The following is a 15,520-nucleotide window of genomic DNA, read 5'->3' as shown; positions in this document are numbered from 1 at the left end:
ATTAGTTTACTTTATCCTCAGCCGGATGTCTTTCTACTAACGGGTCATTTTCTGAAAATGCATCACTCTGCGCTAACTGCGCGAGGTCGGAAGAAATCGGTCGTTTAATTTCAACTCCCAAGTGTTTAAAGCTTTCGGCTTGGCGAATCACATTTCCGCGCCCTGTGGCAAGCTTGTTCATCGCACCTTGATAGCTTTGATTCGCCTTATCCAGCGCACCGCCGAGCCCCTCCATGTCGTCTACAAACAATCGTAATTTGTCGTAGAGTTTTGTCGCACGCTGCGCAATCATTTTGGCGTTTTCATTTTGGCGTTCATTGCGCCATAGATTATCAATGGTGCGCAATGCCACCAGCAACGTTGTTGGGCTCACCAAAATGATGTTTTGCTCCATCGCGTCTTTAATCAAGCTCGGATCGGCTTGAATCGCGACTTGGAACGCCGGCTCAACCGGGATAAACATCAGAACATAGTCCAAACTCTGAATACCTTTGAGTTTGTGGTAGTCCTTCATGCTTAACCCTTTGATATGTGCACGTAGAGCAGCTAAGTGCGCATTCAAAGCCTGATCGCGCTCAGCATCAGTTTCGGCGTTGAAGTAGCGCTCATAGGCAACCAGCGCCATTTTAGAATCCACAACCACTTGTTTGTTTTGTGGGAGATGCACAATGACATCAGGTTGGTAACGCTTGCCTGCTTCATTTTGTAAGTTCACCTGAGTCTGATATTCGTGCCCTTCACGCAAGCCAGATTCGGCAAGTACCCTAGCGAGCACCACTTCGCCCCAGTTACCTTGCTGTTTGTTGTCCCCTTTCAACGCTTGGGTCAAATTAACCGCTTCGCGCGTCATTTGCTCGTTCAAACGTTGCAGGTTTTTCAGCTCATGCACTAAGGTATGGCGCTCTTTAGCTTCTTGGCTAAAGCTGTCATTAACGTGCTTTTTGAACCCTTCTAACTGTTCTCTAAGCGGTGACAACAAGCCTTCTAAACTCTGACGGTTTTGCAAATCGACCTTCGCGGTTTTTTCTTCAAACAATTGGTTGGCCAAGTGCTCAAATTGTTGTTTCAAGCGTGCTTCCGCTTGTTCTAAAATTTGCAGTTTTTCGGCATTAGCTTGGTTAATTTGCTCATGGCGAGCTTGCTGTTCACGCAGCTGCGTTTCTAGACGTGATTTGTGTTCACGCATTTGACCAAGCTCATCAAAGTATTGCTGGCGCTCTTGCTTTACAGCCTCGAAGTAACGCAGTTTTTCCATAGCTGCCATCAGCTTTCCGTGCGTTTGACGCACTTCAAACGCGGCTTTATCGCGCTCATCATCTAACTCATCCAACTCTTGCTGAGCATCGGCAAGGCTTTGCTTGACCTGTTCAAGTTGCTGTTGATGAAGCTGTTTTTCTGAAACAAGTTGTTGCTCGAGAAGCTGAGTTTGGGTGATAAAACGCTGTTTCACCCACCAACCGGCAGCGACACCACTAAGCGTGGCAGCACAAAGAGAAGAGAGAATGAGAGATTGGTACTCAAGAATCCATTGCATAATAGCGAGTTAGCCTGTGTTTTGTATCTATAACAATGGTATTTAGACACTGGATAAATGTCCAGTTTGTTGGATGAAAAATCCTCGCATACACTAGGCCTTCCTATAATATTCTTTCTTCCGCTCAAATTATCCAAACCGAGCGGCACATCATCACGCAGAGGCATCATGAACGAGCGTCGCGCCCTAGGATTTGGGCTCTCAGCAGTATTACTTTGGTCTACCGTTGCAACCGCATTTAAACTCACGCTGGCAGAATTTACGCCGATTCAAATGCTATGCATTGCCAGCATCGTCTCTGCGATTGCACTAACAGTAATCTGTGGTGTGCAAGGTAAACTGGGCCAGTTAAGCGCTACATTTTTCTCAAACCCTTGGTATTACCTACTGCTTGGGTTGATTAACCCTTTGGCGTATTACGTTATTCTGTTCAAAGCATATGACTTGCTGCCCGCATCTCAGGCTCAAGCGATCAACTACAGCTGGGCCATCACCTTAACGCTAATGGCCGCTGTTTTCTTAGGACAAAAGATCCGTGGTAAGGACTGGCTGGCTTGCGGTTTTAGTTATGTCGGCGTGATAGTGATTGCCACACAAGGCAATCTTTTAGGCATGGAATTTGAGAGCCCGTTGGGTGTTGGTCTTGCGCTGCTATCAACACTGCTGTGGGCCGGTTACTGGATTTTAAATACCAAAAATAAGGCCGACCCTGTGGTTGGCGTTCTGCTCGGCTTTTTGGTCGCTATTCCATTCGCCATTGGTTTAAGTCTTTATGAAGGTGCTGACTGGCAGATGATCTCAGCTAAAGGCTGGGCAGCGGTGACGTATGTCGGACTGTTTGAAATGGGGATCACTTTCGTTTTGTGGCTGAGCGCACTCAAATCAACGCAAAACACCGCGCGTATCAGTAATCTGATCTTTGCTTCTCCATTTATCTCACTCATGTTGTTAGCTACCATCATCGGCGAAGAAATTCATCCTTCAACCTTGATTGGCCTGGTATTGATCATCAGTGGCTTAGTCATTCAGCAAGTCTCATGGGGCAAGAAAACCAAAGCGGTAAACGCTTCTTAATCACCTATCAAAAGCCCTAAAAAACGATGCAATAAGTTGGATAAAAAAGAGATATAGATAACATTTTAATGATAGAAAGCACTTTACGCTGCTAGGATTTAGCTACGCGTTGGATACGATACTCACAAAGCCCAATAGCTTACGCTAGATTCTAATATAATTACCTTTGGGCGATTTAGGACTCGTTATTAATTATGTTTCGCTTCGCTATTCCTTCGCCTTTGATGGCAGACTGGCAACACGTTCTGCGACAATGCTGTGATGTAACTCAAGCTCAGGGACAGCTTTATACTCTGAGCGATACTCAGCAGTGGCTATCGACTGAGGTGTCCACCTCAACCCAAAATCATCGTGCTATCATCGATGTGATAACGCAAGTTGTCGATCACTTTACGCCGACAGATTTTACAGTTAGCCATACCCCCTTTGAAGAGCAAACCTTGAGCATTGGACCGATTTGGCTACCTAATGGCGAATTGCTTGCCGTACTGACACTGACTCACCCTAATGATCAATCAACGGTTGTTTCGGCATGGCTAAGCGCAATGGCGGGGCGGATCAGCTTTGATATCAACTTGCACTGGCAGCAAGAACAAACGCGACATCAAAGCGCGGAAATAAAGCCAACACCAACACTACAAGAGTTTATCGACTGCCTTGAAGACCACGTATGGATAAAAGGCATGGATGGCCTTTATTCGATGACCAACCGAAGCGTAGAAAATGCGTGGCAAAAAACCAACAGTGAAATCATTGGAAAAGACGATTTTGCTCTGTTTAGCCATGAACGTGCGGAAAAATTCATTGATGCCGATAAATTGGTGGTAGCCACGGGCACGCAAAATATTGTTGAAGAATGCCGTCAAATTGATGAAAACAATAACCCCACTTGGCTAGAAACCATTAAGTCTCCTGTCCGTGATCATGCGGGAAACTTAATCGGCATTCTGGGGATGACACGTAACATCACCCGCCGAAAAATGGTAGAAACGCAGCTCTCCTTAGCGTCCCAAATTTTCAACAATTCGCAAGAAGGCATGGTCATTACAGACCGCAATGCCAACATCATTGATGTAAACACGGCTTTTACCCAAATTACAGGCTACCGCTCTGAAGAGGTGATAGGAAAAAACCCACGAATTCTGCGCTCAGGCCATCATGATCAAGGTTTCTATCAACAGTTGTGGCATCAACTCGAAAACAAAGGCCAATGGAAAGGCGAATTCATCAACAGAAAGAAAGATGGCAGCATTTATCCGCAATTAGCGACCATTAGCGCCGTAATGGACGATAAAAACCACCTTATTAACTACATTTGTGTGTTTGAAGATATCTCTGTGCGTAAGGCACACGAAGAAAAGCTGCAGCGCATGGCTTTTTACGATCCATTAACCAATCTACCTAATCGCACCCATTTACTCAGCTTACTCGAACAACACATCGAAACCGGACACAAAAACCAGCAGACGTTTGCCACCCTATTCTTAGATATCGACCATTTCAAACACATCAACGATAGCATGGGCCACTTCTGTGGTGACCAATTGCTGTCTAAGTTAGCGATTCGTCTGCAAGATGTGCTTCACCTCAATGCGCATGTGGCTCGTATTGGCGGCGATGAATTTGTGATTATTTTGCCAGACATCCATAGTGATGTTGCCTTACTGGAAACCGTCGGCGATATTCTAAGCGTATTCCAGCAACCATTCGACTTAGCAAATCACGACTCACTTCGTGTCTCGACCAGTATTGGTATTGCCTTGTACCCAAGAGATGGTCAAGACAGTGAAACCTTACTGAAAAACGCAGACACTGCGATGTACTTAGCGAAGAAAAATGGACGCAACGGCTACGCGTTTTACTCACCGGATTTGACCGATAAATCCGTATCCCATGTACGCATTCAATCCGCTTTGCATCAAGCAATAGAAAAACAACAACTCCGGTTAGAATTCCAACCGCAATACAATTTGGAACAAAATACGATTGTCGGCGTGGAAGCTTTATTACGCTGGCAGCATCCAGAGTTTGGCCTTGTACCACCAGCAGACTTTATTCCAATTGCAGAAAAAACAGGGCTGATTCAAAGCATTGGTGAGTGGGTGTTACAACAAGCTTGTTTGCAAGGTAATGCTTGGCTGGACCAAGGCATCGAGTTTGGCAAAATCGCCGTCAATGTTTCTGCGTTGCAGCTTCAGCAGTCAAATTTCATTCAGCGATTAAGTACTATCCTCGATAACACCGGATACCCTGCCCAACGGTTAGATTTGGAGATCACAGAGAGCTTTTTACTGATCGACCCTCAACAAGCCATTGCATCGTTAAATCAATTACGAGAACTGGGTATTGAGATTTCTCTGGATGACTTTGGAACTGGCTATTCGTCTTTGTCTTACTTGAAAGGTTTGCCAATCAACAAACTGAAAATTGACCGCTCATTTGTCAGTGATGTCCCAAGTAATAGCGACAGCAACGCGATTGTGAATGCCATTATTGCCATGGGAAAAACGCTGTCGTTGAAAGTCGTCGCGGAAGGGATAGAAACTCGGGAACAAGCCGATTATTTATTCGAAAAAGGCTGTATTTATGGTCAGGGATATTTGTTTAGTCAGCCAGTGAGCGCTGAAAAACTGTTTCGTTGAACCAGCTTGATCCTCAAGTCACTCTCGCGGTGCCACGTCCGCGGAGGTGATTTGTTTTGCTTGATTTTGGGTTGATTGGCATAGCTCTAGACGATCAACCAAAATATTGATACAAACCAGCAACGGCACACCGATCAATAGTCCCATTCCGCCCCAAAGCCAGCCCCAAAAAACAAGCCAAACAAAAATCACTAACGGGTTTAAGTTAAACCTTTTCCCCAATAGTGTTGGTGTAACAAACTGACTTTCAATCAAATTGAGCAGTAAATAGATAGACACCACCGTCAGCATAAAACTGACCGACTCCAACTGAAGATAAGCAACAAAGCCAAAGCTCACCATGGATATGACAGGGCCGAGGTACGGCGCAAAATTCATCACGCCTGCAAATGCGCCCCATAGAAATGGATCTTCAAGGCCTAGAACAAAAAACACGGCCCCAACACTCAACCCCAGCCCCGCATTCACTAAAGTGATGGTGCCAATGTATCGAGATAGGTCTTTCTGTAGCGCTTTGACCAACTCAATCGCTTGGCGCTGTTTGGCGAACCCATGTAGGTAAGACACTGACTTTCGAAATAAGCTTCGTCCATGATTGAGCATAAAGTAAACCATAAACAGCACGATCATCGCTTGTGTCAAAATCGTCGGCGTAGTGGTCGCGAGCGTTTTTACCAAAGAAAATACGGTGTTGTTCCCGACCTCATCCATACTCATATCGTTGGCGATATTCAATGGAGTATTAAGGTGATCAGCCGAAACTTTAGTAACTTCGCTTACTTCTTGCGACACATTTTTCACGATACTGGGCAGCTCAGACCACCATTGCTTGGCGGGCTCCGACATGGCGGCAAGACCAATAATTGAAGCGCCAACGAGGAATGACAGCGTCAACACGACGGTAATAGCACGTGGTAAGCCTTTGTCTTCAAGATAATTAATGAAAGGGCTGCACAGCAGAGAAATAAAGGTGCTAAGCACAATAGGTAACAATATTGGCTTGGCAAAATACAGCCCTGGGACGAGTAACAGGACGAGAAGCGTTGCACCAATCGCAGTGTTGGCAGGAATGTTCAATTTCGCTGTCATAATAAGCTCAGAATCGGTAAGAAAATTTTGCGGTGAAATCCGCTATTAGAGTGGTTCGCCCTCTGTCGTCGCAGCGTTGCTTACTTGTGTTGCTGCATTTCCATTTTGCTCCGCATCTGACTCATCCAGAGAAGCTGCCGCGACCGGCTTTGTGAGCGAATCGGTAATATCAGACACGCTGCTAACCAATAGCCCCATTGACGAAATAGAAGAAGTCAGTCGAGACAATCGACCTGCTTTTGCTGCGGTAACGGCAACGACAGCACTAATGCCTAATGTCGTCCAAGGGTTTTCTCTCACAAACTTCTTGGTGGTAAACGTGAACATTTCCATCGACAAACAGCATTGCTCTAGAGACGCTTTACCTTCCATCCGCTTGATCCGCATGGCTCGATTGAGCTTTTGTAGCGAGCGCATCCCACCCCTCCTGTAATTGTTCTGTCGTATTTTTGAATCCAAGAAATCCAACTAAACGCTTCTGCCACCAGGCTAAAGCAAATAATGCCAAGCCTAATGATGTGATAAATACACCCACGGCAACATATACGTTGGCAGTTAACTGATAAGCCACCACCCCAGAGGCAAGGCACAAACTGAATACGAACAATACCGACAATAGGGTAAAAACAACGGTACACAGCAAAATCTGACGCACTGCGGACACGTTAACTTTCATCTCCAAGAGGAACAAATCCAACGTTGAACCTGACCATGCTTTTAGCGATTTCGTCAGTTGGTCCAATTGCGCAAGAATGCTGCTCAAACCATTAATGGTTTGTTGGATATCCTGTTCTTCTGCCCCATCAGGGGCTCGGCCGCTGTCTGAAGCCGCCGAGCCTGATTGCTGATTGGTAACTTGCCCTGAGTTATTCATGTGAAGCCTCGCCTTTCTGTTGTGTGGCTTAATCCTTGGTAACCACTATTATTTGATCAGCTTCGAAACCGCCCAACCAGCAAGGAAGGCACAGCCTATGCTCAGCAATGGGCGCTCCTTGATTACATTTTCTGCCGACTTAGTCGCCTGCTGAACTTGCTGTGCACCGACATCCAGCTTCTCTTTGGCTTGGTCTTTCATCGCGCCAACGGCTTCCGTCGTGGCTTGTTCCGCTAAGTGATATGCTTCTTCTAACTGCTCTTGAGGTTTTACTGTGCTTTCTTTTGTAGTAGCCATAACTAGCCTCCATTAATGAGTTGAATAGTGAATCAAGTGAAACAATGTTTGACCTCACTTACTCCCTACAAAGCCATATCCATGCCAGAATTTTAAGCTATTGTTTTTTATTGATTTTATTTTTATTTCGATAAAAAGCCGTATCTGTACGTGTAATTCTTTCCAGGCTTTCCCCGCCATTCTTGTAATTTTTTCTTAGCGCCTTACCGACTGTTAGCAAGTTATTGCAAAACAAGATATTAAGTCACTGATTAATAAGACTTAAAGTTCATTGGCATACAACCTGCAACTGAAGACGAAACATCGTGTTTGTATTCCATACACTCAAACACCCCTATCACCAGTAAATAAGGAGTGGCATATGAAAAATGAAAACATCGCCTCAATCATTGAGCTTATCGAAAGCGGAAATGAAATTTACAACAAGGCCATCGAGAACATCGACAACACTTCCTTGAATAATGTGTTGGTAGAACTGCTCAGAGTACGTGAGCGTGCAGTCATTGAGCTCACTCCCTACTCTCTAGCAAGTAACAATGAAGAATCTGCCGACGACACTCCGGTTTCCTACACCATCAAGGCGCGTGAGGTCTACAGCGACGTGATGAAGGAAGTGTCCTCTGACAAAGAGTCAATGTATTTAGAACAGCTTGAAGGTGTCGAAAGCAAGGTACTCAAAGAGATTGAGAATTTGATTACTTCCCACCCAGAGCAGGCGGATAACTCGGTTCTGCTGAAAGTTCGTAGCGATATAAAAAGTTGCAAAGAAAAACTCAGCAGCATCAGCCTTATTAGCTAAAACCTGGTGGTCGCCCTTGCAATAAAGCTCGGTATTGAGCAAAGAAATGGCCAACTTGCTTTGGCCATTTCTGACAAGCCCACAGGCGCATTAACATAACCGTCACGAGAAATGTCCCACGACAATAATCACAAATAAAGAGGTCACTATGACATTGGATAACAATCGAGTAAGGGAGCTACTCGTAAAAATGACACACCATCGCCAAACGTGTTTGCCTCTCGTTAACCCGCAATCACATATGACACTCGCAAGAGCGGCATATCGATTCGTGAAAATAGAAAAAGTGATGATCAAAAAGATGGCGAAGCTGTTTTTCGACCAAGATGGTGAACAATTCATTGCAGAAAATGCCACCGAATACGGCGTTGCCGAGCTAGGTAATTACAAAGAAATGCATTTTATGAATAAATTACTGTTAGATGATTTAAAAGCCCTGCTTAGAGCCATTGACGACACCAACTTAACCGCACTTGTTTCTTATTGGTTAGCTGCTTTACAAGTTGAAAACGATGAAATTGAAAAGCACTTACCTCAGGGTGAGTAATTATACTCGCCCTTCTTTCTTCACTTTGTTTAACCCTCATCCCCAATCAACCTAATAAAAAGGTGCAGATAGACAAAAGCCGCTGCATCTACGCAGCGACCTTGATAGCCTTTTTACGACGCACACCAAATCATCAAACAGCACAGAAAAAGCGCCATGTAGAATACGAAGCAAATGGCGCGTTATCCGCGGATTATCTGTGTTAAAGCGAAGCTGATTTACGTCTCTGGCTTGGAACAAATACGTTCAATGACTTTGGACGCAGCTTGATTGCCAGTTGCTCATCAGAATACAGTTCACCATCAATCACATATTCAATCGGTTTATTCGCAGAAATAGTGACGCTCTGAGCCGTCGCGTATTGAAAATGTGTCGATTCTTCCTGTGCGCCTACGCTCGTTAATGTCAGATCCGACAAGGCGATAAGACGTCCGCCTAAAGACTCGGTGTTATCTAAATATGTGATATGCAGCTTGCCATCATCAGGCTGCGGCGCATCACCACCTTGGGCAAGCAACGTACTAAATGGAGCGATATTCGCAACGACAAAACTATGGACGTCAAGCGTTTGTGTATTCTTGTCGTGGTTTCCATCTTCAGTTGGAGCGTCTAACGATACGGTTAAAGCTTGCGTTTCTTCCGCCACTACAGCATTAAAAAAGCCGGTGAGGTAAGCGAGTTGTCCAAAAACATTTTTCTCTTCTCGCTGAGCGTGCTCGATCATTTTCTGTTCTAGCCCAATGCCTAAGACCAATAAAATAAGCCGCTGATTACATTCCGCAGTATCAATACGTTGGCAGTGTCCGCCAAGCAACGCTTCACACGCTTTTTCGACCGGTGAGAATTTTGCGCCAACGCCATAGAGCACATGACATAACGCATTGGCAGTTCCGAGCGGAACAATACCGAGTTTTAGGTCGGTATCCACCAATTGGCTCGCCACCTCTGTTACTGTGCCATCGCCACCAGCTACGATGATTTGCTTAGCTCCACTTTCTTTTGCCTGTTGTGTTAGCTGCTCGGCGCTGAGGTTTGTGGTGGTTTGATGAATACTCAAGCGATATTTTTTGGTTAGTTCACGAATCAGGTGCTGTTCGTTTTCCTCCCATTTTCCGCCACCTGCAACAGGGTTAACCACCATCCAAGTGGATTGATCCAGCCCTAGTACGCCTTTTTCACTGATCGCTCGTAACGTTCTAATCTGTAATTTATTCAATCTCGCGGTACTGCGTACGTCATTGATTTTTTTCATCACGGATTCAACCGTCAGTGACGGGTCTTTGCTCAGTAAATACGCCGCCACAACAAACACTGAACGACCACGCCCTAACGCACAATGCACAACCACTGCCCGCGAGCACGAGATTTGAGTATCAATCCAGTTAATCGCATGGCGAAGGCGCTCTAGCGTTGGGGCTTTGTGGTCGAGTACCGGAATCGAAAGGTAATGAAACTGCTTGTCGGTCATCGCACTTTCAAGGCCTGCAAATTCTGCGGTGACATCGACAATACAAGAGATTTCATTGGATTCGAGAAAATCTAAGTCACTCTGAAACAAACGGCGAGATAGGTATAAATTGTCGCTGACTTTTTGGATTGGAGGCACTGTATCACGCCGTCTTTCCCAGGCGTTATACGCTCTAGCCCCCAATAGAAATGGGATGAATGCCCAGCGAATCCACCTGACAATCTTGCCATCTTGGTTTTTTCTAAAAATAGAGGGAATGTCGAATACGTAGGCTACGCTGACCAACGCTAAAGAAAGCGATATCCATAAGAACAGCAAACTAACGATAATTTGAGGCGTATAGATAGCGGCCAATAAACTGATCAGAGCGCCAAGAATATAATATTTGATGATAAACATTCGCTCTCCTTGCCTTCAGCGAGTGCACTTTTTAGTGGAAGTTAGAATACGCGGGGGATTGAGCTTGGATACATGAACTTTAGTAAACGCCTTGATTGAGTGCCTTCCCGTGCCGAAATGGCACGAAAAGGTCCAACACTCTACCTAGCTTACCATCTCTTCAACATAACCATCCGCTAGTTTCATTTTCTGCTTATCGGTCATTACCTTACCGGCTAACTGGAAGAAACGCTGCTCTTCTTCCTCAAGATGGTGCAACACTTTGTGACGCAAGGTTTTCATTAGGTTGAGCCACGCTGGCGAGCTCATATCGGTTGCATCAAGCTGTGCAATCACTTTATCAATTTCATGATGCTCTGCGATGCCATGGCGAGTGAGATCAATGGTCTTATCACTATCTATTAAAGGCGCGTAGAAAAACCGCTCTTCTGCCGCTGCGTGCTGTTCGAGTTCCTCTTTAAGGTTGTGATAAAACTCTTCACGAGCGGGGGAATCTCCAGACGTTTCCATCAGAGCATCGAGTAAAAGGCGTTGCTTTTCATGACTCTCTTTCAGTACATCAAATATGTTTTTCATCTTTGACTCCTTATCTGATTGTAAACAATTGGGACAAAAGGAAGGGCGGTTATTGACCGCCCCTCTCTTACATAGCTATGCGTAAAAAACCTAACCTGATTCGGCTAACAGTCTTGGTCTTCAGCGTTTAGATTTTCTTTAATGTTTTCACATTCATCTTCAATCGCATTTTGGGTTTCTTCGGCGGCTTCATCTATCTTTTTGCCGGCCTGTTCCATTGGCCCTTCTTCACTACAAGCTGCCAACGCAAACACCAAACCGAATACTGCGGCGATACGGTAAACAAATGACGTAAGTCGCATGGAATCTCCTATCTATTTACGTTTTTTCTTCCCAGCAGAACAATCACTATTGATACAATTAATGACAATAGGAATAGGTAAAATATCACTTGCGCGATAGAGGCAGCAGCTCCTGCAATACCGGTAAAGCCTAATAGTGCAGAAATTAGTGCCAGTGCCAGAAAAATAAACATCCAACGAACCATAGTGTTACCTCCTAATAAAAGTGGGTTAAATCACTCGGCTCGCTATTATTGAACCACTTCTAGCTTATCAATCACCTTATTTACGTCATTGGTGTTATTTGCAATTGAAATTGCAAGATCATGCTCCGCATCTGAATTAACTTTACCTGCCAACGTTACCGTTTTGCGTTCTGTCGTTACATCAATATCCGTACCACTCACATTGGTATCCATTAGTAGGCGCGTTTTAACTATAGTCGTGATTTTAGAATCGGTCAGTGTAGCTAAAGCTTCTGAATCAGTTTCTTTCTTGCCTTCATTCACTACTGACAATTCGTTGTTTACTTTTTTCACACCATCAAGACCAGTAACAAGCTCTTCGGCAAGTGATTTTTCAAGATCATTGTTTACCGAACCAGAAAGGGTAACGACCTGATTCTCTACATCGGTATTGATATCAAAAGAGTTGAGATTGCTGTTTAGCAGTAGTGTGGTTTCAGCTTTACCATCTAGCCAAGCGTCCATGGATTCTTTTTCCCATTTATCACTCGCTAAGACTGCTGTAGATGAAGTAGCAAGAACTGACGTAAGTACAATTTTAGCTGCGATGTTATTCATGGTAATTCTCCTTTATTGACGTTGCACTTCCCTAGGAGCAAACCATGTGCCAACTTTATAACTCATTGTTTTTAATTGACTAATAAAGGAAAGAGGTAAAAATGAGATGAGCAATAAAGTATAAGCATGAATTATTTACACGTAAAAAATGTAATTTTTAATCGGTGATAAAGCCTCCGTCACTTGTGCCTAAATAACCTGATAAAACAGAAAGGCTATTTCCCCAGAATCAATTAATAGCAAACTTATTATTTTAAAAATAAAAATCTGAACAAAAGGAAATATCTACTGATGGCTCTCACCGATATATATCAAAAAGGGGCTAACAACATAAAAATACCGAACAAATCCTTAAATCTATGCTGACAATATTTTGTCTTGTGAAGTGAGAATAATCCACGTACATTGTTTCTGTCATAGTAAAGAGGACATTTCTATGTCGATGCCAAGCCTGTTTCTAAGAATACAAGATCCATCACTTAAAAATGCCATCGCTTCTTGCCAGGAACTGAACAAATTTCGTCTGCATGACATCGATGCCGCAGACCAATGGATTGAAGATTTCCTACAACTCAAACCGGAAGTTGCGATTGTTGAAGTCGCCCACTTTACTAGTGCAGATTATCAACGTCTTTCTAATATCGAAGACATCTACGATATGGACTTGATCATCATTAGCTCTGGCGCTCCAAACGAGAACTTGGATAAGCTGATGAACTTGGGTGCTATTTTTCACTACAGAAAGCCCGTTGATATTGCCATTCTGACGGACACCCTGAGTGAAGTCAGCCAGTACTATCAACACAAACAAGATCAAGGGCGTAAAGTGTCCACCAGCGATCTTGACCAATTTGGTCTTTTGGTCGGCTCTTCCTCTCCGATGCATCAGCTCTATCGTATGATCAGGCGCGTTGCTAAAACAGAAGCCAACGTCCTTATTGTCGGTGAAAGTGGATCAGGCAAAGAACTGGTGGCGCAGACCATCCACTTAGCGAGTGAGCGTAAACAACAGCCCTTTATAGCGATTAACTGTGGTGCCATTAGCCCTGAATTAGTTGATAGCGAACTGTTTGGCCATGAGAAAGGCGCTTTTACCGGAGCAAATAAAACTCACCAAGGTGTATTTAAGCAGGCAGAGGGCGGCACCCTATTTTTAGATGAAATCACCGAGATGCCTATCGAGCATCAAGTGAAGCTATTGCGTGTTTTGGAAACCGGAGAGTATCGCCCAGTTGGCAGTAATACGGTTCATATCGCTAATACTCGCATCATTGCTGCTACAAACCGTGATCCTAAAATCGCCATTGAGGAGCAGTTCCTGCGTGAAGATCTGTTTTTCCGCTTATCGCATTTCCCATTAACGATACCGCCACTGCGAGAACGAGGCGGTGATATCGTCGGTCTGGCCAAGCACTTTATCGCGCACCGCAACGCCAATGAGGCAAAAACCAAAACGATTCTTGACTCTGCGATCCAAAAAATCGCTGCACACGACTGGCCAGGTAATGTCCGTGAGCTCAAACACACGATCGAGCGTGCATTTATTTTGGCTGATGACACCATCCGAGATGAACACCTTATCTTCGACACACCACCATTGGAGACAGGCACCAGCATCGAAGACCTTGTTCCGGCGGGCGTTTCGCTAGAAGAGCTAGAAAAAGCCGCCATTCTCAATACCCTTGAAGAGAATCAAGGCAATAAAACGGAATCAGCGCAGGAGTTAGGCATTAGCGTGAAAACGCTCTATAACAAACTCGAAAAGTATCAAGACGAGTAACTCGCTATGGGAATACAAAAAGAGCACTGACTTTTATTCAGTGCTCTTTTTGTATCTTATCTTTTATGCAGTTAGGCTGCGTTTGGTGTTTGATTAAACCCACTGCCCCGCAACAAAGCCGCTCGACCAGCACCACTGAAAATTGTAGCCCCCTAGCCAACCAGTCACATCCATCACTTCACCAATAAAATAAAGCCCTTTAATGTCTTTGCATTCCATGGTTTTCGAGGATAAGTGATCAGTATCGACACCGCCGAGTGTCACTTCCGCAGTTCGGTAGCCTTCAGTGCCATTCGGGGCGATATCCCAATGCTCTAGACGCTCCACAATCGCCGCAAGCTCCTTTTGATTGAACTGTTTTAGCGGTTTATCGACTAGCTCTTTACGTTCAATTAAGACTTCAACCAGACGCTTAGGCAGCACTTTGGCAAGCGTATTCTTGAGTGACTGATTTGGATGCTTCTCACGACTGCGTTCTAATAACTCAGCAACATCATCGTTTGGCACAAGATTGATCAACACCTTTTGTCCGGCCCGCCAGAATGAAGAAATCTGTAACACTGCTGGACCAGATAACCCACGATGTGTGAACAACAGGGCTTCTTTGAACATGGTGCCATCTTCAGCCGTAATTTCCGCAGGTACCGCGATACCAGATAACTCAGCAAAGTCTTCTTTGTCTTCTTTATGCAGAGTAAATGGTACAAGCCCTGCCGTGGTTGGGATAACTCGAAGACCAAATTGTTCCGCGACTTTATAACCAAATGGTGTCGCCCCCAGTTTTGGCATCGACAAGCCACCTGTTGCGATAACTAAAGACTCACATTCGACAATCTCAGTGCCAGCATGCAAACGAAAGCCTTCATCAATTTTTTCAATCGAATGAACATCGCATTGGTAACGCTGTTCGATGTTCGGCATGTCACACTCAGCTAACAACATCTTCACGATATCTTTGGCCGTAAATGCATCGACACAAAACAACTGGCCGTGATCACGCTCTTCGAACTCAATGCCATGTTTACACACCATCGAGATGAAATCCCAGTTAGTGTATTGGGAGAGCGCCGACTTAACAAAGTGCGGGTTTTGACACAAATAGTGATTAGCTGAAACGTCGTAGTTAGTGAAGTTACAACGACCACCGCCCGAGATAAGGATTTTACGTCCTGGCTTTTTAGCATGATCGAGCACCAAAACACAGCGGCCTCGCTTGCCTGCTTCTGCAGCACACATTAAACCTGCTGCGCCTGCGCCAATTACAACAACATCAAATTTCTTACTCATCGGTAGCTCTTAGACTGATTGGTATCGAATCAAAATAAAAAAGGATGTGCACATTGCACATCCTTGCTTT

General features: G+C 44.7%; 16 protein-coding genes. 5 read left to right on the top strand and 11 right to left on the bottom strand.

All coding sequences use genetic code 11. The annotated features are described in order from the left end of the window. Position 1: 1 nt before the first annotated feature. The gene (gene rmuC, locus R7040_RS08140; protein WP_005379209.1) at positions 2–1,534 is read right to left on the bottom strand and encodes a DNA recombination protein RmuC; all 1,533 of its coding nucleotides are present in this window, start codon (positions 1,532–1,534) and stop codon (positions 2–4) included. A gap of 168 nt (positions 1,535–1,702) precedes the next feature. Between rmuC and R7040_RS08135 the strand changes: the two genes are divergently transcribed. Beyond that, positions 1,703–2,608: a DMT family transporter gene (locus tag R7040_RS08135; RefSeq protein ID WP_005379208.1), complete on the top strand. Its 906-nt coding sequence runs from the start codon at positions 1,703–1,705 to the stop codon at positions 2,606–2,608. A gap of 194 nt (positions 2,609–2,802) precedes the next feature. Further along, positions 2,803–5,250, top strand: a complete 2,448-nt coding sequence (locus tag R7040_RS08130) for an EAL domain-containing protein (RefSeq protein WP_205391073.1) — start codon at positions 2,803–2,805, stop codon at positions 5,248–5,250. A gap of 18 nt (positions 5,251–5,268) precedes the next feature. On the opposite strand, the gene R7040_RS08125 is transcribed toward R7040_RS08130, so the two are convergent. From R7040_RS08125 to R7040_RS08110, 4 genes are read right to left on the bottom strand one after another with little or no spacing between them, the layout of a single operon-like run. Beyond that, entirely contained in the window at positions 5,269–6,339 is a 1,071-nt protein-coding gene (locus R7040_RS08125; protein ID WP_158173551.1) for an AI-2E family transporter, read from the bottom strand. Between the two features lie 45 nt (positions 6,340–6,384). Next, positions 6,385–6,711, bottom strand: coding sequence for a hypothetical protein (locus tag R7040_RS08120; RefSeq protein ID WP_005379200.1), 327 nt, complete (start codon positions 6,709–6,711; stop codon positions 6,385–6,387). Then, entirely contained in the window at positions 6,701–7,213 is a 513-nt protein-coding gene (locus R7040_RS08115) for a phage holin family protein (RefSeq protein ID WP_005379198.1), read from the bottom strand. The genes R7040_RS08120 and R7040_RS08115 overlap by 11 nt, the downstream gene beginning before the upstream one ends. A 48-nt stretch (positions 7,214–7,261) precedes the next feature. Continuing rightward, positions 7,262–7,510, bottom strand: a complete 249-nt coding sequence (locus R7040_RS08110) for a hypothetical protein (RefSeq protein WP_005379196.1) — start codon at positions 7,508–7,510, stop codon at positions 7,262–7,264. 361 nt (positions 7,511–7,871) lie between these two features. Between R7040_RS08110 and R7040_RS08105 the strand changes: the two genes are divergently transcribed. Next, positions 7,872–8,309 carry a DUF2383 domain-containing protein gene (locus tag R7040_RS08105; protein ID WP_005379194.1) on the top strand — a complete coding sequence of 146 codons (438 nt, stop codon included), beginning with the start codon at positions 7,872–7,874 and terminating at the stop codon, positions 8,307–8,309. A 148-nt stretch (positions 8,310–8,457) separates the two neighbouring features. Next, entirely contained in the window at positions 8,458–8,856 is a 399-nt protein-coding gene (locus tag R7040_RS08100) for a hypothetical protein (protein ID WP_005379193.1), read from the top strand. Between the two features lie 202 nt (positions 8,857–9,058). Here R7040_RS08100 and R7040_RS08095 read toward each other — a convergent pair whose 3' ends face one another. From R7040_RS08095 to R7040_RS08075, 5 genes are all read right to left on the bottom strand, one after another. Then, positions 9,059–10,723, bottom strand: a complete 1,665-nt coding sequence (locus R7040_RS08095; protein ID WP_053307270.1) for a diacylglycerol kinase family protein — start codon at positions 10,721–10,723, stop codon at positions 9,059–9,061. A 144-nt stretch (positions 10,724–10,867) separates the two neighbouring features. Then, positions 10,868–11,299 carry a hemerythrin domain-containing protein gene (locus R7040_RS08090; protein WP_017821107.1) on the bottom strand — a complete coding sequence of 144 codons (432 nt, stop codon included), beginning with the start codon at positions 11,297–11,299 and terminating at the stop codon, positions 10,868–10,870. A gap of 104 nt (positions 11,300–11,403) precedes the next feature. Further along, positions 11,404–11,601: a hypothetical protein gene (locus R7040_RS08085; RefSeq protein WP_017821108.1), complete on the bottom strand. Its 198-nt coding sequence runs from the start codon at positions 11,599–11,601 to the stop codon at positions 11,404–11,406. Between the two features lie 8 nt (positions 11,602–11,609). Beyond that, entirely contained in the window at positions 11,610–11,786 is a 177-nt protein-coding gene (locus R7040_RS08080; protein WP_005379177.1) for a DUF1328 family protein, read from the bottom strand. Between the two features lie 45 nt (positions 11,787–11,831). After that, positions 11,832–12,383, bottom strand: coding sequence for a BON domain-containing protein (locus tag R7040_RS08075; protein ID WP_005379174.1), 552 nt, complete (start codon positions 12,381–12,383; stop codon positions 11,832–11,834). Positions 12,384–12,819: 436 nt separating this feature from the next. Here R7040_RS08075 and R7040_RS08070 point away from each other — a divergent pair, with 436 nt between their 5' ends. After that, positions 12,820–14,163, top strand: coding sequence for a sigma-54 interaction domain-containing protein (locus tag R7040_RS08070; RefSeq protein ID WP_005382945.1), 1,344 nt, complete (start codon positions 12,820–12,822; stop codon positions 14,161–14,163). A 93-nt stretch (positions 14,164–14,256) separates the two neighbouring features. Here R7040_RS08070 and R7040_RS08065 read toward each other — a convergent pair whose 3' ends face one another. Next, complete coding sequence (locus R7040_RS08065; RefSeq protein WP_205391072.1) at positions 14,257–15,450, bottom strand: NAD(P)/FAD-dependent oxidoreductase; 1,194 nt, start codon at positions 15,448–15,450, stop codon at positions 14,257–14,259. Between the last annotated feature and the right edge of the window lie 70 nt (positions 15,451–15,520).

The organism is Vibrio sp. 1069 (assembly GCF_033340555.1).
Note: the sequence above shows the minus strand (reverse complement) of the source record. Positions and strands in the feature narration are given on the sequence as shown.

What these genes read in the sequence shown, in the direction of transcription:
- R7040_RS08115 (WP_005379198.1), bottom strand. Translation starts at nt 7,213, where the DNA reads ATGAATAACTCAGGGCAAGTTACCAATCAGCAATCAGGCTCGGCGGCT.
- R7040_RS08070 (WP_005382945.1), top strand. Translation starts at nt 12,820, where the DNA reads ATGTCGATGCCAAGCCTGTTTCTAAGAATACAAGATCCATCACTTAAA.
- R7040_RS08085 (WP_017821108.1), bottom strand. Translation starts at nt 11,601, where the DNA reads ATGCGACTTACGTCATTTGTTTACCGTATCGCCGCAGTATTCGGTTTG.
- R7040_RS08100 (WP_005379193.1), top strand. Translation starts at nt 8,458, where the DNA reads ATGACATTGGATAACAATCGAGTAAGGGAGCTACTCGTAAAAATGACA.
- R7040_RS08110 (WP_005379196.1), bottom strand. Translation starts at nt 7,510, where the DNA reads ATGGCTACTACAAAAGAAAGCACAGTAAAACCTCAAGAGCAGTTAGAA.
- R7040_RS08125 (WP_158173551.1), bottom strand. Translation starts at nt 6,339, where the DNA reads ATGACAGCGAAATTGAACATTCCTGCCAACACTGCGATTGGTGCAACG.
- rmuC (WP_005379209.1), bottom strand. Translation starts at nt 1,534, where the DNA reads ATGCAATGGATTCTTGAGTACCAATCTCTCATTCTCTCTTCTCTTTGT.
- R7040_RS08130 (WP_205391073.1), top strand. Translation starts at nt 2,803, where the DNA reads ATGTTTCGCTTCGCTATTCCTTCGCCTTTGATGGCAGACTGGCAACAC.
- R7040_RS08080 (WP_005379177.1), bottom strand. Translation starts at nt 11,786, where the DNA reads ATGGTTCGTTGGATGTTTATTTTTCTGGCACTGGCACTAATTTCTGCA.
- R7040_RS08090 (WP_017821107.1), bottom strand. Translation starts at nt 11,299, where the DNA reads ATGAAAAACATATTTGATGTACTGAAAGAGAGTCATGAAAAGCAACGC.
- R7040_RS08095 (WP_053307270.1), bottom strand. Translation starts at nt 10,723, where the DNA reads ATGTTTATCATCAAATATTATATTCTTGGCGCTCTGATCAGTTTATTG.
- R7040_RS08120 (WP_005379200.1), bottom strand. Translation starts at nt 6,711, where the DNA reads ATGGAAGGTAAAGCGTCTCTAGAGCAATGCTGTTTGTCGATGGAAATG.
- R7040_RS08065 (WP_205391072.1), bottom strand. Translation starts at nt 15,450, where the DNA reads ATGAGTAAGAAATTTGATGTTGTTGTAATTGGCGCAGGCGCAGCAGGT.
- R7040_RS08105 (WP_005379194.1), top strand. Translation starts at nt 7,872, where the DNA reads ATGAAAAATGAAAACATCGCCTCAATCATTGAGCTTATCGAAAGCGGA.
- R7040_RS08075 (WP_005379174.1), bottom strand. Translation starts at nt 12,383, where the DNA reads ATGAATAACATCGCAGCTAAAATTGTACTTACGTCAGTTCTTGCTACT.
- R7040_RS08135 (WP_005379208.1), top strand. Translation starts at nt 1,703, where the DNA reads ATGAACGAGCGTCGCGCCCTAGGATTTGGGCTCTCAGCAGTATTACTT.